Source organism: Bacillus sp. JNUCC-21, from assembly GCF_041222765.1.
Lineage (GTDB): Bacteria > Bacillota > Bacilli > Bacillales > Bacillaceae > Bacillus > Bacillus velezensis.
The window spans coordinates 609582-631513 of the sequence record NZ_CP166019.1; the positions used below are offsets into that span (position 1 = coordinate 609582).

At 46.8% G+C, this 21932-nt stretch carries 21 protein-coding genes; 13 read left to right on the plus strand and 8 right to left on the minus strand.

Features of this window, described 5'->3' with window-relative positions:
• The first annotated feature begins 170 nt into the window (after nucleotides 1-170).
• The 8 genes from gutB to JNUCC21_RS03260 all read left to right on the plus strand — a co-directional run bounded on the left by gutB (nucleotide 171) and on the right by JNUCC21_RS03260 (nucleotide 7966).
• On the plus strand, nucleotides 171-1232 hold the full coding sequence (gene gutB, locus JNUCC21_RS03225; protein WP_369878555.1) for a sorbitol dehydrogenase: 1062 nt from the start codon (nucleotides 171-173) through the stop codon (nucleotides 1230-1232).
• A 73-nt stretch (nucleotides 1233-1305) separates the two neighbouring features.
• Nucleotides 1306-2682 carry an MFS transporter gene (locus tag JNUCC21_RS03230; protein ID WP_020861281.1) on the plus strand — a complete coding sequence of 459 codons (1377 nt, stop codon included), beginning with the start codon at nucleotides 1306-1308 and terminating at the stop codon, nucleotides 2680-2682.
• A 101-nt stretch (nucleotides 2683-2783) separates the two neighbouring features.
• Entirely contained in the window at nucleotides 2784-3746 is a 963-nt protein-coding gene (locus JNUCC21_RS03235) for a carbohydrate kinase (protein WP_098081100.1), read from the plus strand.
• Between the two features lie 233 nt (nucleotides 3747-3979).
• Nucleotides 3980-4297: a DUF4306 domain-containing protein gene (locus JNUCC21_RS03240; RefSeq protein WP_043021614.1), complete on the plus strand. Its 318-nt coding sequence runs from the start codon at nucleotides 3980-3982 to the stop codon at nucleotides 4295-4297.
• A gap of 114 nt (nucleotides 4298-4411) precedes the next feature.
• Nucleotides 4412-5098 (plus strand): PspA/IM30 family protein, encoded by a 687-nt coding sequence (locus JNUCC21_RS03245; protein ID WP_072588854.1) that lies wholly within the window; start codon nucleotides 4412-4414, stop codon nucleotides 5096-5098.
• A gap of 50 nt (nucleotides 5099-5148) precedes the next feature.
• Complete coding sequence (locus tag JNUCC21_RS03250; protein WP_047935395.1) at nucleotides 5149-6174, plus strand: TFIIB-type zinc ribbon-containing protein; 1026 nt, start codon at nucleotides 5149-5151, stop codon at nucleotides 6172-6174.
• Nucleotides 6174-6935, plus strand: a complete 762-nt coding sequence (locus tag JNUCC21_RS03255) for a YgcG family protein (RefSeq protein ID WP_369878556.1) — start codon at nucleotides 6174-6176, stop codon at nucleotides 6933-6935. The genes JNUCC21_RS03250 and JNUCC21_RS03255 overlap by 1 nt, the downstream gene beginning before the upstream one ends.
• 26 nt (nucleotides 6936-6961) lie before the next feature.
• Entirely contained in the window at nucleotides 6962-7966 is a 1005-nt protein-coding gene (locus tag JNUCC21_RS03260) for an SPFH domain-containing protein (protein ID WP_052827134.1), read from the plus strand.
• A gap of 41 nt (nucleotides 7967-8007) precedes the next feature.
• On the opposite strand, the gene JNUCC21_RS03265 is transcribed toward JNUCC21_RS03260, so the two are convergent.
• The 4 genes from JNUCC21_RS03265 to JNUCC21_RS03280 form a co-directional block, all read right to left on the minus strand.
• Entirely contained in the window at nucleotides 8008-9939 is a 1932-nt protein-coding gene (locus tag JNUCC21_RS03265) for an acyltransferase family protein (RefSeq protein WP_369878557.1), read from the minus strand.
• A 271-nt stretch (nucleotides 9940-10210) separates the two neighbouring features.
• Nucleotides 10211-11071, minus strand: a complete 861-nt coding sequence (rsiV, locus tag JNUCC21_RS03270; RefSeq protein WP_369878558.1) for an anti-sigma-V factor RsiV — start codon at nucleotides 11069-11071, stop codon at nucleotides 10211-10213.
• Nucleotides 11071-11568, minus strand: a complete 498-nt coding sequence (locus JNUCC21_RS03275) for an RNA polymerase sigma factor (protein ID WP_003155802.1) — start codon at nucleotides 11566-11568, stop codon at nucleotides 11071-11073. The genes rsiV and JNUCC21_RS03275 overlap by 1 nt, the downstream gene beginning before the upstream one ends.
• Before the next feature lie 187 nt (nucleotides 11569-11755).
• Entirely contained in the window at nucleotides 11756-12796 is a 1041-nt protein-coding gene (locus JNUCC21_RS03280) for a 2,3-butanediol dehydrogenase (protein ID WP_007408876.1), read from the minus strand.
• A gap of 363 nt (nucleotides 12797-13159) precedes the next feature.
• Here JNUCC21_RS03280 and JNUCC21_RS03285 point away from each other — a divergent pair, with 363 nt between their 5' ends.
• Entirely contained in the window at nucleotides 13160-13528 is a 369-nt protein-coding gene (locus tag JNUCC21_RS03285) for a septal ring lytic transglycosylase RlpA family protein (RefSeq protein ID WP_003155798.1), read from the plus strand.
• A gap of 65 nt (nucleotides 13529-13593) precedes the next feature.
• Nucleotides 13594-14640, plus strand: a complete 1047-nt coding sequence (locus JNUCC21_RS03290) for a PD40 domain-containing protein (RefSeq protein WP_007408878.1) — start codon at nucleotides 13594-13596, stop codon at nucleotides 14638-14640.
• Between the two features lie 30 nt (nucleotides 14641-14670).
• On the opposite strand, the gene JNUCC21_RS03295 is transcribed toward JNUCC21_RS03290, so the two are convergent.
• From JNUCC21_RS03295 to gabP, 4 genes are all read right to left on the minus strand, one after another.
• On the minus strand, nucleotides 14671-14829 hold the full coding sequence (locus JNUCC21_RS03295) for a hypothetical protein (protein ID WP_191905473.1): 159 nt from the start codon (nucleotides 14827-14829) through the stop codon (nucleotides 14671-14673).
• A 98-nt stretch (nucleotides 14830-14927) separates the two neighbouring features.
• Nucleotides 14928-15137 (minus strand): cold-shock protein, encoded by a 210-nt coding sequence (locus JNUCC21_RS03300; RefSeq protein ID WP_007408879.1) that lies wholly within the window; start codon nucleotides 15135-15137, stop codon nucleotides 14928-14930.
• Nucleotides 15138-15341: 204 nt separating this feature from the next.
• Nucleotides 15342-16880, minus strand: a complete 1539-nt coding sequence (gene cotA, locus JNUCC21_RS03305; RefSeq protein WP_015416957.1) for an outer spore coat copper-dependent laccase CotA — start codon at nucleotides 16878-16880, stop codon at nucleotides 15342-15344.
• A gap of 108 nt (nucleotides 16881-16988) precedes the next feature.
• Nucleotides 16989-18374, minus strand: coding sequence for a GABA permease (gene gabP / locus JNUCC21_RS03310; protein ID WP_007408881.1), 1386 nt, complete (start codon nucleotides 18372-18374; stop codon nucleotides 16989-16991).
• A gap of 385 nt (nucleotides 18375-18759) precedes the next feature.
• Between gabP and JNUCC21_RS03315 the strand changes: the two genes are divergently transcribed.
• The 3 genes from JNUCC21_RS03315 to JNUCC21_RS03325 all read left to right on the plus strand — a co-directional run bounded on the left by JNUCC21_RS03315 (nucleotide 18760) and on the right by JNUCC21_RS03325 (nucleotide 21917).
• Nucleotides 18760-19632 (plus strand): cation diffusion facilitator family transporter, encoded by an 873-nt coding sequence (locus JNUCC21_RS03315; protein WP_053104710.1) that lies wholly within the window; start codon nucleotides 18760-18762, stop codon nucleotides 19630-19632.
• A gap of 138 nt (nucleotides 19633-19770) precedes the next feature.
• Nucleotides 19771-20733, plus strand: coding sequence for an AAA family ATPase (locus JNUCC21_RS03320; RefSeq protein ID WP_369878559.1), 963 nt, complete (start codon nucleotides 19771-19773; stop codon nucleotides 20731-20733).
• Nucleotides 20733-21917, plus strand: coding sequence for a DUF58 domain-containing protein (locus JNUCC21_RS03325; protein WP_369878560.1), 1185 nt, complete (start codon nucleotides 20733-20735; stop codon nucleotides 21915-21917). Before JNUCC21_RS03320 ends, JNUCC21_RS03325 begins: the two co-directional genes overlap by 1 nt.
• Nucleotides 21918-21932: the final 15 nt, after the last annotated feature.

Consider the following 21932-nt stretch of genomic DNA (forward strand, 5'->3'; position numbering starts at 1 on the left):
TCAATTCAGTGTTTTTTGTATATGAAAAAATAAAAAGTACAGTGCCGCTGTCCTTTTATACAGCAGGAAAGGCTGTTGAACGTATGGAAAAGCAGATAAAATAGGGGCAGTAACAGAGAAAACAAAAATGTATGCACTTACATTTCAAAGCAGAGAAAGGATTTTGCCAAATGACTCACACAGTGCCTCAAAACATGAAAGCGGCGGTTATGCACAACACGAGAGAAATCAAAATCGAAACATTGCCCGTGCCTGAAATCAATCATGATGAAGTGTTGATTAAGGTGATGGCTGTCGGAATTTGCGGATCTGATCTGCATTACTATACAAATGGCAGAATAGGCAATTATGTAGTGGAAAAACCATTTATCCTCGGTCATGAATGTGCGGGAGAAATTGCCGCCGTCGGATCGTCTGTCGATCAATTCAAGGTAGGAGACCGTGTCGCCGTCGAACCCGGTGTCACATGCGGACGCTGTGAGGCGTGTAAGGAAGGGCGTTATAATCTTTGCCCGGATGTACAGTTTTTGGCGACACCGCCGGTTGACGGCGCGTTTGTCCAATATATCAAAATGCGCCAGGACTTTGTTTTTTCGATTCCAGATTCACTATCCTATGAAGATGCGGCTTTGATTGAACCGTTTTCTGTCGGCATTCATGCGGCCTCGAGAACGAAGCTTCAGCCCGGTTCAACGGTTGCGATCATGGGAATGGGCCCTGTGGGGCTGATGGCCGTTGCGGCAGCGAAAGCATACGGGGCAGGCACAATTATTGTGACCGACTTGGAGCCGCTGCGGCTAGATGCCGCGAAAAAAATGGGCGCGACGCATGTCATCAATGTCCGGGAACAGGATGCCGGTCAAGAAATCAAAACGATCACGAATGGCAGAGGCGTTGATGCTGCCTGGGAAACAGCGGGGAATCCGGCGGCATTGCAATCCGCACTGGCTTCCGTGCGCCGGGGCGGAAAACTGGCGATTGTCGGTTTGCCTTCTCAGAACGAGATTCCGCTCAATGTGCCGTTTATTGCAGATAACGAGATTGATATATACGGAATCTTCCGTTATGCGAATACGTATCCGAGGGGAATTGAATTTCTCGCTTCCGGCTTAGTGGACACGAAGCATCTTGTAACGGACCAATATCCGCTGGAGAAGACGCAAGAGGCGATGGAACGGGCCTTTCAATACAAAAATGAATGCTTAAAAGTGATGGTGTATCCAAATCGCTGAGTGAACGGGGAGGATCTTTGCATTCTCCCTCTTGCCTATCAAAAATGAAAACGGATTCTTGGGGTGGGAAATGATGATTGAAACAGAAAAAGCAGCGGCAGTAAAGACGAAATATCGCGGCCTGTCCTGGATGGAACGGATCGGCTACGGATTCGGCGATATGTCGTACAATATTATCTTTCAGTTTGTAAACGCATACTTATTATTCTATTATACAGACGTCGGCGGCATTAAGCCTGCGGTCATTGCAGCTTTGTTTCTTATCGTAAGGGTGCTGGACGCTATTTTTGACCCGATTATGGGCGTGATTTTAGACAAGACGAATACAAGATGGGGAAAGGCAAGGCCGTATCTTTTGTGGGTGGCGTTTCCTTTTGCGCTATTTACGTTCTTATGCTTCACGACCCCCCATTTCGGCGAGACGGGGAACATGGTTTATGCGTACATCACTTATATTCTGCTTGGGATGTCCTTCAGCATGCAGACGATTCCGGTCAACAGCTTAACGGGGCGGATGACGAATTCCGTGGAGGAACGGACGGTTCTGACGACGACTCGGATGATTTTGGTTTATATCGGAATTCTGTTATCGATTTCCTGTGCGACACCGCTTGCAGATCTGATCGGCGGGAAAGATCAGGCGTTTGGATTCCAGATGACGGCGCTTATCTATGCGGCGGTGAGCATCGCATTGAATCTGTTCAGTTTCTTTACTGTGCGGGAGCGGATTCAGCCTGAAAAAAGAAAAAAACAAGGAATGAAAAAAACGTTGTCTGTTTTATTCCGAAACAAGCCTTTGCTCATTTTGGTTTCTGCATTTTTGGCGTTTGCGATTGGGTTTAACATTAAGCTCAGTACGATGGTGTACTATTTTACGTATAACGTCAGCCATAAGGAATTTGTGTTTTTAGGAACCGTGTTGTTTTTCGGTGCAGCGCTGATCAGCAATCTGTTTATTCCTTTCTTTTCTGAGAAGCGGGGCCGGAAGCAGGTTATGATCATCACGGCGGCGCTATCGCTGATTTCTTATGCGGGCCTTCAGTTTACATCGTATTCTTCGCTGCCGCTTATTTTCTTTTGGCTTTTCGTTTCGGGATTTTTTACGACGCCTTTAAATACGCTTGCTTGGGGAATGGTTGCCGATTGTGTCGATTATGCGGAATGGAAAACCGGAGTCCGGGCTGATGGCGTGGTGATTTCGAGCATGAGTTTCATCAATAAGCTCGGAGTTGCGTTAGCCGGGTCATTTTCGGCCGTTTATCTCGGAATCGCCGGATATGCCGCGAATACCGATCAGACCGCCTCGTCATTGAATGCGATTAAAAATATGAATGCGCTCATTCCGGGATTGTTCATTCTGCTGTCTATTATTCTTATTTCTTTTTATCCTTTAACTGAAAAAAAATATCAGCAGATGATGTCTGATCTGGAGCAAAGGGCTGCCAGATAAGTATACGTAAAATTTAAAATATTCTATGTAAACGGTTGTATTTATGACAGAAAGCACTATACTGAAACTATAATCGAGAATTGATAAATGAGTGTGATAATGTGAGAAGCCAATCTGTTATTTGTATTGGAGAATTGTTAATTGATTTCTTTTGTACCGATGTGGATGTTGATTTGACGAAAGGGCGCAACTTCTTAAAAAGTGCCGGCGGCGCACCGGCGAATGTGTCGGCAGCGATTGCTAAGCTGGGCGGAGACGCTGCTTTCAGCGGAAAAACAGGCAAAGATCCGTTCGGGTATTTTCTGAAGCAGACATTGGACGCCGTACACGTCGATACCTCTATGCTCGTCATGGATGAGAAAGCGCCTACAACGCTTGCGTTTGTTTCATTAAAACAAAATGGGGAGCGCGACTTTGTGTTTAACAGAGGAGCGGACGCTTTGTTCACGCTGGATGATATTGATCTGGAAAAGGTAAACGATGCGAAAATCCTTCATTTCGGATCAGCGACGGCATTGTTATCTGATCCGTTTTGCTCAGCCTATTTACGGCTGATGTCGATTGCGAAAGACAATGGACAGTTTATTTCCTTCGATCCTAACTACCGTGAGGATTTATGGAAAGGAAGAGTTTCAGAGTTTATAAACACCGCAAAAAAAGCCGTTGCCGTAAGTGATTTTGTGAAAGTCAGTGACGAAGAGCTTGAGATCATCAGCGGTGCGAAGGATCATAAAGAAGGTGTTGCGGTTCTTCATGAGCTCGGGGCCGGCATTGTGGCGGTGACACTCGGGAAAAGCGGGACCCTTCTTTCAAATGGGAAGGATATTGACATCATTCCGAGCATTCCGGTGACATCAATAGACTCAACGGGAGCGGGAGATGCGTTTGTCGGTGCGGCGCTGTATCAGCTGGCGCGCACCGATGAGATTCAGACGGCAGCCGAAGATTTTGCGAAGCTGCGTGATATTGTCTCATTTGCCAATAAGGTGGGGGCGCTCGTGTGCACCAAAATCGGTGCGATTGATGCTTTGCCGAGCTTAAAAGAGGTTGGAGTGACTCTGTAAAATATCGAGGATGTTTCTTGAAAGTCATCGGACTTCGGGAAGCATCCTCTTTTATTTAGGCCTGAAACCCTTTTCGATATACGGTATACTTTAGAAAGGCATCCAGTAAATTGAACCGCTGTGAAGTTCATACAATAACTTTTTTATCAGTTCTGAGTAAAACCAAGTTTCTGCTGCTGCCGTCATGTATAGTGTGACGGCCTGTGATATTGAACCGCGGAGGAATGTTTTTCATGAAACATGTTTTTCTTATTGTGCAATGCGCGTTTTCTGTTTTTTGTTTTCTTTGTCTCGCCGCTGTCAATTGGTATCAGGGGAGTGAGCTTGTTTCTGATTCGTTTGATTGGAATGATACGGCTAAATTTTCAAAGCTTTTGAATGGGACGGATACGATTACAAGTCCGGAACAGATTTCGCAGCTGGATTTCTTTGTGTATGCGGCGAAGCATTACCCGTTAGTGAGCGGGTTGATGATCGGGCTTTTTATTTATTTTTTGTTCTCACTGTATCTGGTCATAAAGAATTTCCGCTGGCACAAATGGGCTGAATGAGACTATTTTCATATAAAAATACATAAATTCATGAGAAAATGAAACTTTTTTTGAAAAAAACAGTATAGATAACTATGAACTTGTTACTATTTAATTTTGGGAGGAAAATGAAAAATGAGTATTTTAGGAAGATTTAAAGACATCATGTCAAGCAATATCAATGCGCTGCTGGACAAAGCTGAAAACCCTGAAAAAATGGTTGATCAATATTTGCGGAATCTGAACAGTGATTTAGGAAAAGTGAAAGCGGAGACGGCTTCTGTCATGGCTGAGGAACAGCGGGCGAAAAGAGCGTTAACAGAATGCCAGGCTGATGCCGAAAAGATGGAAAGTTATGCGATGAAAGCGTTGCAGGCCGGCAATGAAGCCGATGCGCGGACGTTTTTGGAAAGGAAAGCGGCTGTTGAATCAAGACTGACTGAGCTGCAGACGGCTTATCAGCTCGCTTTTTCCAACGCGTCTCAAATGCGCAAAATGCATGACAAGCTTGTCGCTGATATCGGAGAGCTTGAGTCGCGCCGAAATGCCATCAAAGCGAAGTGGTCTGTGGCAAAAACGCAGGAGAGAATGAACAAATTGGGGTCCTCTGTGTCAAATGCGGGCCAATCGATGACAGCTTTCGGCAGAATGGAAGACAAGGTCAACCAAGCGCTTGATCATGCCAATGCGATGGCTGAGCTGAACGCGTCTCCGAAAGACGATATTGACGATCTGACGGCTAAATATGACAGCAATCAAAGCAGTGTCGATGATGAATTGGCGGCGCTCAAGCAGAAAATGCTTTTCAGTAAAGATCAATAGACAGCGGGCTGCAGCTTTGTCCGATATAAAGAGAAAGTGAGAGAAACAGAATGATCATTTCTTATAAATGCCCGAACTGCGGCGATGATATGGTCTTTGACAGTTCATCCGGCATGCTGACATGTCACAGCTGCGGGCGGCAGGATCAGATTGAGAGCCTGCCAAAAGAGTATATAACGACGAGATTTTCTGAAAATGAGGCGAACGAGTACCGGTGTGAGAATTGCGGTGCGGTATTAATGACTGAGGCGGAAACGACGGCCACGACGTGCGGGTTTTGCGGAGGAGCCGCCGTTCTCGCCGACCGATTATCGGGAAATCTCGCGCCTTCGATGGTGATTCCTTTTACGATCAGTAAAGAAGAAGCCATGAGCGCTTTTAAAAAGTGGTGCCGAAACGGCCGTCTGACACCGAAAGGATTTATGTCTGCTGATCGGGTGAAGAGCATAACGGGCATGTACGTGCCGTTTTGGATGTTTGATTTAAACAGCAAGGTTCAGGTCAATGCCGTTTGTACGAGAGTGCATCACTATGAAGATGGAGAATACCGGGTGACGGAGACCGAGTATTACAACGCGTACCGAGATATCAATCTTGATTATCTCAAAATTCCGGTCGACGCTTCAGAAAAAATGAATGATGAATTAATGGACAAATTGGAACCTTACTCATACAGTGAACTGAAGGAGTTTAATACGGCCTATTTAGCGGGATATATAGCGGAAAAGTACAATTATACCGATGACGATCTCTTTCCGCGGGCGAAGGATAAAATCAGCCATTATATTGATTCTTATATCAGATCCACCTTCTCCGGATATACGACGGCTGACATTACGGATGAGCAGATTCAGACCGATAAAATCAGCAGCTTTTACGTACTGCTTCCGGTCTGGATGGTCAGCTACGACTATGAGCGGGCTGAGCACATTTTTGCGATGAACGGGCAGACGGGCAAGGTTGTCGGCAAACCGCCGATCAGTGCCGGAAAAGTGGCCGCGTGGTTCGGCGGCATAACCGCCGGTGCGTTTTTAGCATTAAGACTCGTCTCACTTATGATAGGAGGCGGTTTTTGATGAAAGTATCGATAAAAAAAGCGTGTCTCTTCTGTTTCGTCCTTTTTCTGATGATGTCTTTTGGTTTACATACATCGGCGTCTGCCGCGGAACAGAAGCAATATGTTTATGACAATGCTCATTTATTAACGAAGGATGAAACGAAGAAACTTGAGGAATTGGCCGGGAAGCTCGGGGCAAAGCGCCATACCGATTTTATCATTCTTACCGCAAACGGAACGGGCGGTAAGGACATCGAGCAGTACGCCGGTGATTTTTATGACAGTCATTTTAGCGGAAGCACGGCGATTTTGACCATTGATATGAAAAATCGGGAAGTATTTATCTCCGGGTATAAAAAGGCGGAGACGTATTTGAATAACAGCCGGCTGAATACGATCAGAAATACGATCTCGTCAGATATTTCCGCAGGCCATTATGAAAAGGCGTTTCAGACCTACATCAAGATGGCTTATAAAGATATGGGGAAAAGCCCGGACGACAAGTCTGACAATCTGCTGCTCACATGGTGGTTTCAGCTCATTATTGCCGCAGCCGCGGCCGGCATCGCCGTCACTGTGATGGTGTACAATTCCGGCGGCAAGGTCACCGTCACCGGCAGCACGTATATGGATCACGATACGTCTGAAGTGCTGAGCCAGCACGACACATATATCCGAACCGACGTTACAAGAGAAAAAAAGCCTGATAAAGATAATGACAATGACGGCGGAGTCACGAGGGGCGGCACGAGTTACAGCGGAAGCAAGGGAAGTTTTTAAATTATATGTAAAGGATTTGAGCATACATGGGTTTTTTCAGAAATCAGTTAGCAAATGTGGTGGAATGGGAAGAATTCAGAGATGACATGGTTTTCTATAAATGGAACAACCGTGAAATTAAAAAAGGCAGCCGTCTGATCATCCGGCCGGGACAGGATGCCATCTTTTTATACAACGGGAAGATTGAAGGGATTTTCCGTGATGACGGCGATTATGATATCGAATCAGAAATCATTCCGTTTCTATCTACACTAAAAGGGTTTAAGTTTGGCTTTAACAGCGGCATGCGGGCTGAAGTGCTGTTTGTGAATACGAAGGAGTTCACCGTGAAGTGGGGCACAAAAAACGCTATCAACATTCCGGCGGCAGGTATGCCGGGCGGTATGCCGATCCGCGCAAACGGCACATTTAACTTCAAGGTCATTGACTACATCGGATTGATTGATAAGATTGCTGGTGTCAAAGACAGCTATTTAGTGGAGGACATTAAAATCCGGATTACGTCTATTCTCGATCAGCTTTTGATGAAATGGATCACCAGAGAAGGAAAAGACATGTTCAATCTGCAGTCGAATTCCTTTGAAATCGGAAAAGGGATTCAAGAAGATCTTGATATGCAGCTGATCGGAGACGGCATGTCGATTACGGGCTTCAATATTATGAGCTTTAACTATCCGCAGGAAGTTCAGGATATGATTACGAAAAACGCTTCTTACGGCATGGTGGGCGATGTGAACCGCTATCAGCAGATTTCCATGACGGACGGAATGTCATCCGGCAAAATGAGCGGAAGCGGCGCCGCCTCAGACATGGCGGGCATGATGATGGGAATGAATGCGGCAAATCAAATGATGAACCAAATGAACCAAAATCAGCAGAACCAGCCGCAGCAAGATCAAAGTCAGCAGAATCAGGGGACGGCACCGGCGAACGGCTCGGAAGGAGCGGCTAAGCCGAAATTCTGTCCGAACTGCGGAACGAAAACGGAAGGCGCGAATTTTTGCCCGAATTGCGGACAGAAGCTTGCCTGACGATATACGAAAAAGAGGCCTTTTTGGGGCCTCTTTTTTTGTCATGATTTCATTGTTTGAACGATGAGGGATGTCAGCGCTTTAGACCCCTCAGGTATGAGATGGACGCCGTCCGGTGTGAAGTATTCAGGGTGCTGCAATGCTTTTGCGTGCCAATCGACAAGCGTCACATTTTTCCGTGACTCGGCCTGCCGGCGCAATGACTCGTTTACTTTGCTTTCCCACTGCCGCGGCACACGTGTGTTGACAAGATAGATATCGGCTTTTGAAAAGGAGCTGATCAGTGATTCAATTTGGCTGTTTGTGAAATAGCCGTTCGTCCCTAACTCGATGATGACCGCTTTGTTCGGCTGATTAAATGACGCATATTCCGAAGTGAGCTGGAGTGCTTGAGAGACTTGTCTTCCTACCTTTCCGTCGATGGTGACATGAGGGAGGGACTGCCGCAGGTATGACGCAATGTCCAGCATCACCGAGTCACCGATGGCCAGCACGTCTTGCTGAGGCTGTGTTTGTTTTGAATCAGCCGTTTTTTGGGATGACCGTTCCTTTTTCTCTTCGGTTTTCTTCGTATTTGATTTGTCTGTTGGTTCTTTCTTGTTTTTGTCTGACGCGGTGTCTGTTTTTTCGCCGCTGTGTTTTTTCTTGCTGTCATCTTCTTTTGCCGGTTGATCGTGATCGGCCGTTTTGTGCGAAGAGGCGGCGGTTTCTTGCTGATCATTTTGCGCGTACGTCCATTGCGGCTGTTTTTTCTCTTCGGCTATCCCTGACAGCCCGCCCGCAAATACGAGAATGGCGGCAAGAATAAGGCCGAGCGACATTCTGCTGATGACAGAAGATGTCTTCCATTCCAGAAAGCGGTTCAGAAACACGCGGCGTAAAAATGGCCGGAAGCCCGCAGTGCGGATCGGCTGTTCAATGAAATGGTAAGACAGCTCGGCAAGAATGAAAGTGGCGCCGATTCTGACGGCGCAGTGCCAATAAACCGGATTTCCGATTTCCTGCACGGGTGTGCTCAGTACGAAAACCGGGTAATGCCAAAGGTAGATTCCGTATGATCTCGTTCCGATCCAGCGAAGCGGCTTCCATGAAAGGACATGTCCCAAAAAGCTGCTCGGATGGCATAAACATGCGACAAGAACCGCTGCGGTGATGCTGATCAAAAGCATGCCGCCCTTGTACAGGAAGGGTTCATATTCATCCGTGTAAAAGACGCAAAGCAGCAGCGCGGCAAAAGCAGCAAGCTCCGTCCCGTGAAGCAGGTGTTTCATGCTGCTCGGCAGCCGTTTGGAAGATAATCGTTTCATCGGCCACACTAAAGCTAAAGCGCAGCCGATCAGCAATTCAAATGAGCGGGTATCCGTCCCGTAATAAACGCGGCTCGGATCTCCGCCGGGCACATACATCATACTCATTACGACTGCCGAACATAACGCGAGAAACATGACCGCGGCCGCAAGCCGGGCCCGTGTTTTACATATGTACATTCCCGCAAGCAGCAGGAAGGGCCATATGATATAAAACTGTTCTTCAATCGCCAGCGACCAAAGGTTTTTTAATGGCGAAGGGGAGCCGAAGCTGTCGAAATAAGAAAGCTGATGAAAGATAAACCACCAATTGCTTATGTAAAAAAGTGAGGAGACCGCATCCCCGCGTACGGTATGCAGGAGCTCGCTGTTAAACAATACGACCCAAATGACCGTCGTGATAATCATGAGATAAGCCGCCGGCAGAAGCCGCCTGATCCGGCGCATCCAAAAATCACGCAAATCAAGGGTGATGGCATTGCCTTGGGCAGGCAATATAATAGATGTAATTAAATACCCCGATAAAACAAAAAAGATATCAACACCGATGAAACCGCCGTCGGCCCAGTTAAAATTCAGATGATATGCGATAACTGCGAGGACGGCAAAGGCGCGAAGTCCATCCAGTCCGGGAATATAGCGGTGATGCAGTGACTTGTCTGACATGGTATTCCTCCAATAATGTGTGCGGAAATTCTCGCTGTTTTGCGGATGGCTATGGCAGATTTCTGTACAGTCTTCCATTTGTTCCGTTAATTAGACGCATTCGGAAGGGGATTTTGTTTCAGAAAAAATGAATGAAATGCTGTGATTTTCTTAAACTTTTCAGCCCCCGTCCGGCGTCTGTTATATGAAAAGGGTCCCTTGTGCATCTTGGCTGTTGCGGGACGAAAGAAAAAATCCATGATCTGCGGATATCATGGATTTTTTTCTTTCTTTATCTGATGTAGCGGTCTCCGACAAGCAGCTTGGAGATGACGGAGGTCGGTATTGTAAACTCTGTGACGCCCATATATCCGGGTGCCGCTTCATATTCGTCAAATGAGATGACAAGTTTGTGCTTATCTGTAATATAAAAATTCTGGTCGGCGCGGATGGCTTTAAAAGGCTCCGACATATCATTATCTTCGACCCAGTATATTTTATTCGGATCTTCTTTCATCTGTTTTTTCATTTGTTCTTTAATATTTTGGCTGATGACTTTAATATAACGGTCATCTTTAAATAAACTCTTTAACGTAAGCACGGCCTCATTCTTTTTATCAATCGTGATGTAACGGCTTTGCGTATAAGAGGAAGCTTGCGTTTTTTCGATATCACGGCGGATTGAGATCAAATCCGCTGTGTCAGTAACGGTTTCATAATCGCTGTAAATACTAAGGTGGCCTTTTTTGCTTTTTGAGGTCGCCTTCATAAATTCCTGATACAGCTCTTTGCTTTCTTTCATATAATGCCGGTTGATGCTGTCTTCGAGTTTATGATCGGAAAGGCCGGACAGAGCGGGCGTTTTCACATCAATGCTTGATTGGTTCTTTTCTTCCTTCATCTCCGTGAATGTGATGGCTTGGACGACTTTGCCGATGACGGGGATTTTAGACATGGCTTGTGCGGCATCCGGGTTGATATTGACAACGGCGGTAAATAAGACGGCCGCAGCGACTGCCGCGGATGTCGGCCACATCACGATTCGTTTTTTCTTCGGTTTCTGCTGAAGGGCTTTTTCGACAATGCTGTCCAGTTCCTTAGGAATGGGCACACTTTTATACTCTTCTCTTAATTGTTCAAATCTCTTTTCCATTAAGAAAGATCCTCCTTCGTCAGCTGAATGCGCATGAGCTTCAGCCCCCTGTAAAGGCGTGTTTTGACGGTGTTGATGTTTTCCCCCGTGATGTCCGCGATTTCTTCTAATTTCAGGTCTTCAAAGAAACGCAGAATGATAATGGTTTTATATTGATGCGGCAGGTCATCAAGCGCTTCGTGAAGGTCTGTGTCTTTGTAGTGATCTTCCTTTCCGCGGCTTAAAAACTCGATCGTTTCATCGTCCATCACTTTCAGTTTTTTCTGTTTGCGGAGAAAATCAATGGCCGTGCGCACTAAAATTTTATAAAACCAGCTTTTGATCACATCGGGGTTTTTGACGGATTCGACCGATGTCAGCGCTTTTTGAATTGATTCCTGAACAATATCTAACGCGTCATCCTTGTTCTTTACGTAACTGTACGCCAGCCGGTAAAAGTCTTCCTTGCGCTCAGTTATGCACGTCACAAGCGACGCTTTGGCTGTTTCGTTCTTCATTGCTTCAAAGGGCTCCTTTTTTAAAAATACGTATCATAGGCTGTTGCCTAAGGATAGACGGGACAGGGTAAAAAATAGTTTGCGCAGAGGGGATCATTTTTAAAAGGAAAAGGAAGGAAAGACGATGAGATGAAAAAAAGAGCCAGAACGGCTCTTTTTCCGATGTGTCCGGTATCAGCGGGACAACTTAGTTCGGTTTGACTAAGATTTTCACTTGGTTTTTCTCTTTGATTAAAGCGCCGAAGCCTTCTTCAATCAGATCGTCGAGCACGATTTTTTTCGTGACGAGCTTATCTGCTGAGAAGTAGCCCTCTTTCATCAATGCAAGAACGGAAGGGAAGATGTCGCGGTATCCGATAATGCCTTTTACGGTCCGTTCTTTGATGACGATATCGTTCGGATGAATTTCCGCTCCTTTTTCCCAGATGCTGACGATAACCGTTTCACCGGCAATGTTTGTTGACTGGATCGCCTGGCGGAGAACGACAGGAACGCCTGTTACTTCATAAGAAACATCAACGCCGCCGTTTGTGCGTTTAGCGATTTCTTCAACGACATCGTCCGTTTTTGACGGATCAATGATGATAGCGCCGAGTTCTTTCGCTTTTTCCTGACGTTCCGGTGAAAGTTCAACCGCGTAAATATCTGTGGCGCCGGCCGCTTTCAGGGCTTCAATCACAAGCAGCCCGATCGGTCCGCAGCCAAAAACCGCCGCCTTGTCGCCCGCTTTTAATTTGCTTTGGCGGACGGCGTAAAGCGCTACCGCTGACGGCTCAACAAGCGCGCCCTGTTCGTAAGAAAGCTCTTCAGGAAGCTTAAACAGCAATTCTTCGTCAACGGATACATATTCAGAAAATCCGCCGCCGCCTCCGGCTAAGCCTAAGAATCCCATTTGTTCATCAAGGTTATAGGCTCCCTGATGTCCGTGTGTGGCAAAAATCGGTTCCACGACGACACGGTCGCCGACGCTGTAATTTTTGACGCCTTCGCCCACTTCAACGACTTCTCCTGAGAATTCGTGACCCATCGTGACGGGCGCCATTTCGTTTGTTAACGGATGAGGTTTGCCGACCGGAATAAAGATCGGGCCTCCCAAATATTCATGAAGGTCGCTTCCGCAAATCCCGCACCATTTGACTTTAATTTTGACTTTACCCGGTTCTGCTTTAGGTTCATCAATGTTTTCGATTCGAATGTCTTTTTGATTGTGCCATCTTGCCGCTTTCATTGATTATCACTCCTAGTCTGATTGAAACGAGTATAGGTACATGATCAATATGAACCACGGTTAAAAGGAATAAAGTGCCTGCTTCCTAAAGCCTGATTTCTCAAAATATATCATATTATGCAACTATCAATAGGCCTTATAAAAAGTCCATATTGAATGCAGAAATACTCTATGAATATTATAACGCTAATGAATTAAATTTTGTAGTATAATTTACCATGGAATTATATAGAACAGGTAATTGTGCCGTCGTTATGTGCATGTCTCATCACGTTGTAATGAACATGTAAAGTGATTGAAATATTATAATCGTCTTCTTGGTGTATAATTTTGCCTAGAATAAAGAATCAGGAGGACGAAAGCTTGAAGAAGTTATTCTTAGCCTTATTGATTTTAGCAGGAAGCACGCTGGGAGCGATCAGTTTCTCTTCTGATGCAAGTGCTAAAAAAGTGAACGGAAATATTACATGGTATAATGGAGTCGGTAAAAAAGGATCTTCCGGTAAAAAACTGGGACACTGGGATTGTGCGACAAAATTAGGATTTGACGTTCCGAGAAACGGAACGAAAATCAGAGCTTATGCGAAAGCAAAACCGAAAAAGGTTATCACCGTATACAAAAATGATGTAGGCCGTCTGCCGAATGCCGTATTGGATGTCAGCCCGAAAGCGTTCAAAGCGCTCGGATATCCATTAAGCAAAGGAAGAGTATCCGGACACTACAGCTATTAAAATAGACCATCTTAAAAAGCAAGGACACTGATTCTTGCTTTTTCTGATTGACGGAGAGATTGATAATGAAGAAGAAACGATGGATCTGGATGTTGCTGGCTGCCGTTTTGGCGGCGGCGGTCATCGCGTCCGTTTTACTGATTAAAGGAAAAAGCGACGGCGGCGGGAAAGCCGTTGTCTCCGGCGGCCATGACAAGCTGCTTGTTTCCATTACAGACAAAGATCTGATGACGAAATATTACGAGGACGGCCGCGTGCTGTACGAGGAAAAGCTTTCGGCATATCCGGCGTTTGCGCTGGATGACGCCCATCAGGTGCTCTATTTTGTCGGGAATAATGACCAAAATGAGATGCGTCTCTATAAGCTTGATCTGAAGACGAAAAAGAAGACGGTGCTTTATAAAGGAACGGCAAGCGCTGACAGTCTGTTTTTATCAAAGGATCTGACGCACATTTATTTCCGTCTCGGAAAAGCGGATGAAGATATTTTCCGTCTCGCATCTTTTGATTTGAAAACGAAACGTTATGAAAATCTGTATCCCGCCGCCGATGAGAAAGACGACAGTGTGAGCAGCTTCTTTTATAACCGCAGCCAAAACGATTTTGCGCTTCTGCATTATTCCGTGAAAGAGGATTATCAAAAAACGGATGAGGCAAATGAGAAGGGGATTGACCCTGAACCGACGAATATCCGGTTTGCAGCAGGAGCGGGCGAACACCTTCAGGATTTGACAAACCTTGAACAGTTTATCAGCGACGTGGCGGTGTCACCGGACGGAAAGAACCTTGTCTTTACATCTTATACACAAAAAGGGACGGAACAAAAAGCGTCCATCCGTCTGATGAATGTCAAAACGAAAAAAGATGAAACGATTATCTCAAACGGGAAGGACTTCGCTCCGCTGATTGATGCCCAGCCTCAGTTTTCTAAAGACGGCAGCATCATTTATTTCATGGCGGAAGCAAAAGGCGCTAAGCGTCTGAAGGATGAAACGGGGCGGAATGCGAAGGTCCGGACCATTTATGCTTATCATTTGGATACGAAAAAATGCGAAAAAGTCTGGGAAAATGACAACGGCATTATCAACAGTTTTTCCGTCATCCAATCATGAAAAAAACACTCAGCGCCCGCTGGGTGTTTTTTAATGAACAAAGCTGGCTGCGGCTGAGGCGAACCATTTGAAAAAACGGAGAATCGGAACGGCAAAATGGAACGTTTCGATGAATGACTGTGCGGCAAGGTTCATTTTCCGCCGTTTTGCCATTTCCTTCAGATCTTTCTGCTGCCGATCGTTTTTCATGTTCATTGCTCCTTTGCATCATAAAAGGACATGATAACGCAAAGGCCTCTCATGAGACATGGAGGCCTTCTCTATGTTGAGACTCGTAAAAGGGAGGTCTAACTTGATGCCGTTTGATTATTGTTTTGGAGATTTACCAACGAACGGACGCCGTCGATCATTTTACTGCCGCAAAGGGGGCAAGTCGGGGTATCACTGCCGGCAAAATTCTTTCTGCTCCAGCCGATACAGTCCTCTTTTGTGCATTCCCACGTACTGACATCTTCTTTAGGCAGCGGTTCCTGATTACGTTTGTTGTAGTAAGACATAAAGTCACTTCTTCCCTTATGAATTTTCGTGCACTCCTTCATTGTCTCATACTTTTCCCTAATCTCCTAATTCCTTTTTCTATCCAGATTTCCAATGAGGGTGCATCGTCTTCCTGTTATTACAGTATATGCAAATAAGTGTCTTCTTATTTTTTCTTTTTGGATAAATAAAAAATCCCCTTCTCTAAAAGGGGTGATATTTGTTTACTGCTTATCCGTGACGTCCATCGGTCTCATCATGTCGTAATCTTCATGTTCTAAAATATGACAGTGCCATACGTAGCGTCCGCTGTAAGGAGCGAAGGTCGCCGCGATTCTGATGACCTCTCCCGAGTGCGCCTGCACGGTATCTTTCCAGCCTTTCTCACTTGGAGGAGGCGGGACGGCGGGGCCTGTATACACAATGTCGCCGAATTTGTTATAACGCTCTAAGTCAAAAGGGCGCCGGTCAAGGATTTGGAAGGAAACAAGGTGCAGGTGTATCGGATGTGTTCCCCCCATCGGATTGATAATCGACCAGATTTCCGTTGTGCCGAGCTTCGGCGCTTCTGTCACAGGATCATGCCATCGCTTGTTATTCAGCGTCAAAACGGGCCGGCCGTATTTGTCTTGCGTATTTGTGAGTTTAAGCGTCCTGATATTGTGTATTCTCTTTGATGTCACATTAGGCATTGTTGAAAGATATTTAGGCTTCCGGCTTGTGTCTGCTCCCTTCAGCGGTTTTGTGACGCGGAATTGCATCACATTGGCGTCTGTATCCGGATCGGCGTCGCCCCCGCAGCCGGTGCCGTTCGTTAAAATGATATGTTCTCCGTCAAAGGCGGAGAAATCGATGAGCACATCATACCGCTCTGCCGGGGCTAAGCTGATAGATTGTGTTTTGACAGAGCGGGGAAGCAGTCCGCCGTCAGAACCGATTTGGATAAACTTCCCGCCGTTATTGAGCGAGAGAGAAAATGTTCTCGTATTGGAGGCATTAAGGATGCGGAAACGATATGTCCGCGGCTCAACTTCCATATACGGCCACGCTTTACCATTGACGAGAATGGTATTTCCGCAAAAAAACGGGACGATGGAAGGGTCGGGCAGCGTTTCGGAAGGGTTAGCAGGTCCGCTCGGATAAGACAAGGAACCGTCGTCATTTAATGTGCGGTCCAAAATCATAAGCGGTACGTCGTACTCTCCGGAGGGAAGCTTCAGCTGCTTTTCTTTTCGCTCGCGGATGATATACATCCCGGCAAGCCCGGCGTACACATTGAGCCTCGTAATCGCCATGGCGTGATCGTGATACCATAACAGAGCCCCGCGCTGTTTGTTTGGATAATGGTATACCTCTCTCTCAAAATAAGGACCCGTTTCCTTAAAATCCTTTGTGAACCATGCTTCCGGGTAGCCGTCGCTGTCCGGCGGCGTTGCTCCTCCGTGTAAATGGACGACGGTTTTGACATCGGGTTCCTGATGGCCGCTTTCTGAATGGTGAATGGTATGATCCACTGGCAGAAAATGCTTATCCGGAAGGTCATTCATCCATTTAATATAGACGTTTTCATCTTGGTTCACGTCGATCGTCGGGCCGGGAAATAAACCGTTATACCCCCACAGCCGGGTCGGCGGGAGATCGCGGTGCAGCTTGTGAAAGCATTCCTTCATCGTGACTTCATAATACGTGCTGCCGTCTGATTTCTTCTGCGGCTGGAGTGTTTCGATAATCGGCAGTTCATCTGCAAATTTTTCTAGTGCCATTTTTCATCCTGTCCTTATCATTTATTGAAATCCTGTACTACAGTTAATGCTGCCTTGAACAGGTTGGTTAAAAAAACACCCGCCCTTTTTTGAGGGGGGTGTTTGCGGTTATTGCGCAATCCGGCTTTCGGAAGCGCTCTCTTTCGGTTTTTGTTTTTTGCGGAATACATATGAGGCAAGTACCAGCAGAGTAATAAATCCTGTCAGCAGAAATTCAGACCGCATTGAACTGATAAACAGCATAGATAACAAGATGGCGCAAATGGCGATGATCGTCAGGTAGGTTAAGTACGGATAAAACCACATTTTGATTTTAAGAGATTCAGGGTTTGTCCGTTCGATTTTCTTTCTCATTCTCAGATGTGAGACGGCGATGACGAGATAGACGAGCAGTGCGATCGCCCCTGATGAATTGACCAGGAACAAAAATACGGAGTCGGGAGAAAAGTAGTTCATAACAACGGCAATATAGGAGAAAAAGGTGCCGGCGATAATGGCTTGAACCGGTACGCCTCTTTTGCTCAGTTTCATAAAACGCCGCGGCGCTTCATTTCGCTCCGCCAGTGAATACAGCATCCGTGACGTCGTATAAAGCCCGGAGTTCAGGCAGGACAGAACGGCTGTCAGGACGATAAAATTCATGATTTGAGCGGCAGCGGGAACCCCGATATGGCTCAAAACGGCAACGAAGGGGCTTTCCAAAATATTGGCTGAATCCCACGGCAGCAGTGTGACCACAACCGCAATGGAACCGACGTAAAAAATAATGATCCGCCAAACGACTGAGCGGGTCGCCTTTGTGACGGATTCGACCGGATTTGACGTTTCTCCCGCTGCGATTGCGACGATTTCAGATCCCATGAAAGAAAAAATGACAACGACGATGCCGAGCAGAACGGAACTTGGACCTTTAGGGAAAAATCCGCCGCTGCCCGCCAGATTTTCCAGCCCGACCGGTTTGCTGCCGGGGACGATTCCGAAAATGAACGCAAATCCCGCGATTAAGAAGACAACGATCGTCGCTACCTTCACTAAGGAAAGCCAGTATTCAAATTCGCCGAACGATTTAACTGAATAAATATTCGTCAGTGTTAACAGCACGGTCAGAAGCAGACTCGTCAGCCATAACGGAATGCCCGGGAACCAGTACTGTATGATTCCGGCGCCTGCAATGGCTTCAATGGCAATGACGATGACCCAGAAAAACCAATACAGCCATCCGATCGTAAAACCGGCCCAAGGACCGATGGCGTCATGCGCGTACTGTGAAAACGAACCGCTTGTCGGGTTGACGGAGGACATTTCCCCCAGCATTCTCATAATAAAAATCACTAATAATCCTGCTAAAGCGTAGGAGACAATCGCTCCGGGTCCGGTGGAATGAATGACGGATCCGCTTCCGACAAATAATCCGGCGCCGATCACGCCGGCAATTGAAATCATAGTCATATGCCGGGTTTTTAATCCCTTTGATAAAGAGTTAGGCTGATTCATTCTTTGCCTCCTTTTGGTTTGTTTATGCTGAATATTCCGACAAGTATTATTCTATCATAAATGCCACAGGCAGTTGAAAATGATGTAAGAAAATATGACATTTTTTCTCGTCCGTACAGCAGAAAGTGCCGGAAGGAAAAAAATAATTTTCTGTTATTTCTGTGTTTTAATGGGTTTGAAAATAATTCCATGAACGTGGGTTGGCGAGAATCCTTGATACGATTGGGATGAGAGGGGTTTTGTGAATGAAAATAAGTTTCCTGAGTGCATAAATGTTCTATGCTTACTATTTTTCTGTGGAAAGTGAATCATGTTTCTATAGACCCACTGTGTCCTCGCTTTGTATGATAATGAAGGAAAAATTGAACGGGAAGGAGGATTTTCAGTGGAGAGATATCATGAATTGAAAAAAGGCGAAACCGGAGCGATTGTCAGTATTGGCGCATATGCGGCATTGTCGGCTGTGAAGCTTGTGATCGGTTATTTGTTTCACTCAGAAGCGCTTCAGGCCGACGGTTTAAATAATACGACTGATATCGTGGCATCTGCGGCTGTTTTCATCGGTTTGCGCATCTCTCAGAAACCTCCTGACGAAGATCATCCTTACGGCCATTTTCGGGCGGAGACCGTCGCGTCCCTCATCGCTTCCATTATTATGATGTTTGTCGGAATGCAAGTGCTGTTCAGCGCCGCGCAATCTATTTTTTCCGTTAAAGAGGAAACGCCGGATATGATAGCCGCCTGGACGGCCGCGGGGAGCGCCGTCGTGATGCTGATGGTCTGCCGCTATACGAAAGGGCTTGCCAAAAAGGTAAACAGCCAGGCCCTTTCAGCTGCGGCCGCTGATAATAAATCAGATGCGCTCGTCAGTATCGGCACGTTTATCGGAATTTTTGCTTCACAGTTCCATTTGGCTTGGGTGGATACGGTTACCGCGTTTATCATCGGGTTGATCATCTGCAAAACCGCGTGGGATATTTTTAAGGAATCCTCTCATTCGCTGACTGACGGTTTTGATGTCAAACATATTTCTGATTATAAAAAGACGATTGAACAGATTGCGGGCGTCAGCCGTTTAAAAGATATTAAAGCGAGATATCTGGGCAGCTCCGTTCATATTGATGTCGTCATTGAAGTGCCGTCAGATCTGAACATTAAAGAGAGTCATGAGATCGCAAATGAGGTAGAACGCAAGATGAAAGAGGAACATGCCATTGACCATTCACACGTTCATATGGAGCCTCTCCAGCTGAAATAAAGCTTCCTTTCTAAAGGGAGCTTTTTCCTTTTTCAGACTGGAAACAATTCGCTGGAAACGTTTTTTTATACTGTTTATATTTTGTGGTAAAGTTAGGTTACGATAATTGAAATTTGAGAGATGACTAGGAGGAGAAGAATGGCTTATAAAGAAGAGCTGCATCCGCTGCTGGAGAAAGCCGTTGAGCATATTGAAAACATCATCATAGGAAAACGGGATATCGCCATACTCAGTCTGGCCGCCATTCTCGCAAAAGGGCATGTGCTGCTGGAAGACGTGCCGGGAGTCGGAAAAACGATGATGGTCCGCGCTTTGGCCAAGCTGATCGGAGCTGACTTTAAGAGGATTCAGTTCACGCCGGATCTTCTGCCGTCAGATGTGACGGGTGTCTCTATTTATAATACGAAAACGATGGAATTTGAATACCGCCCTGGACCGATCATGGGGAATATCGTGCTGGCTGATGAAATTAACAGAACCTCTCCAAAAACGCAGTCTTCCCTGCTTGAGGCAATGGAGGAAGGGAATGTCACGATTGACGGAAAGACAATGCGGCTGGCTGAGCCGTTTTTCGTCATGGCCACACAAAACCCGGTTGAATATGAAGGAACGTATCCGCTTCCCGAAGCCCAGCTTGACCGGTTTTTATTTAAGCTGCGCATGGGCTATCCGACTGCCGAGGAAGAGCTTCAAGTTCTGGCTTTGCAGGAAGGGCGCAATCCGCTTGAAACAATCGAGCCCGTCATTTCTAAAGAACAGTTTATCAGCCTTCAGCAAAAATTGGAGCAGGTGCGGGTGGATGATGGAATTAAAGCGTATATCGTCGGCATTACTCAGCATACCCGCCGGCATCCGTCCGTACATCTGGGCGTAAGTCCGCGCGGTTCAATCTCATTAATGAAAGCCGCGCAGGCGTACGCGCTGCTTCATGACCGCGATTACGTCATTCCTGATGACGTCCAGTATTTGGCTCCGTATACGCTGCCGCACAGAATGATCCTGACCGCCGAGGCGAAATTTAACGATGTGACGCCGGAAGCGATTATAGAAGACATCATGCAAACGGAAAAAGTGCCCGTCCAAAGGATGTCGGTCCGCTAATGAGAAGGAAGATGCATTGGCTTCTATATGGCTGGAAGCTGCTTATGTTGGCCGTACTGACGGCGGCTGTCTTTTCTTATGCCATGTTTCAGGGCGGATTTGTGAGCTGGTTTTTATTTTATGCGTTTTTGCCGTTTACCGTTTACGCCGGGCTGGTCGCTGTGTACCCGCTGCGGGCGTTTCAGGTGACGCGTGACGTGTCCTCCGCCCAGTTAACCTCAGGCGACAGGCTGTCTGTCACCATCAGGCTGACGAGGCGCCTGCCGTTTCCGCTGACATATATGGTCATTGAAGATGTGATGCCGGAAACGCTTGGCGAGAGGCGCAGTGCGAAACGGCTCGTGTTTCCGTGGTTTCAAAGGAAGCTGACGTTACAATATGAGCTGCCGCAGGTGCCGCGCGGAGAGCATCATTTACATACGATAAGAGTGCGGACGGGAGATGTTCTCGGGCTTTTGGACAAGACGGCGTCGTTTTCCGTTACGGATACGGTTCTGGTTTTCCCGGCGTACGGGTCTGTTCACTATAAGCCGCAGGCCGCATCCGGAGAAGAGGGTGCGGCTGCCGGCGCTCTGTTTCAGGTACACCGCTCCGCAATGGCTGCGAGCGTCAGAAATTATCAGCCGGGCGACCGGTTTTCCGCGCTTGACTGGAAAACATCGGCGCGGCGAAATGAGCTGATGACGAAGGAATTTGACCCGCTGCAGAGTGTGAATATGATTCTCCTTTTGGACTGCAGGCCGTCCCCATCGTTTGAAGCCGCGGTATCAGCTTCGGCATCCCTGCTTTACACGGCGCTTGTGAAGGGCTCTCCCGCAGGATTTATTTCATTGGGGAGCGACCGGACCGTATTTCCCGTCCGGGAGGGAGACCGGCATTTCAGAAAGATGCTGCGTTACCTGGCATCAGCTTCAGAATCGGAAGAAGCCGATGCAGGCGGGCGTTTAGGAAAAGAGCTGGCGGATCCGCGTGTCCGCAAAGCTTCCATTGCCGTCGTGACGGGCAGTCTTACAGAAGACCTTCTCAAACAGGCTGAGCCCGGCCGTGCTGACATGACGGTGTTTTTGGCGAAAGAAACGAATGCCGCGCTTTCTGAGAAAGAACGGAAACTCGCTCTCATCTTCGCTCAAAAAAATATTAAGGTGCAAATGATCAGGGACAAACGGGTGTCCCATGTTGTTTAGAAAGAGAGGTGGCGC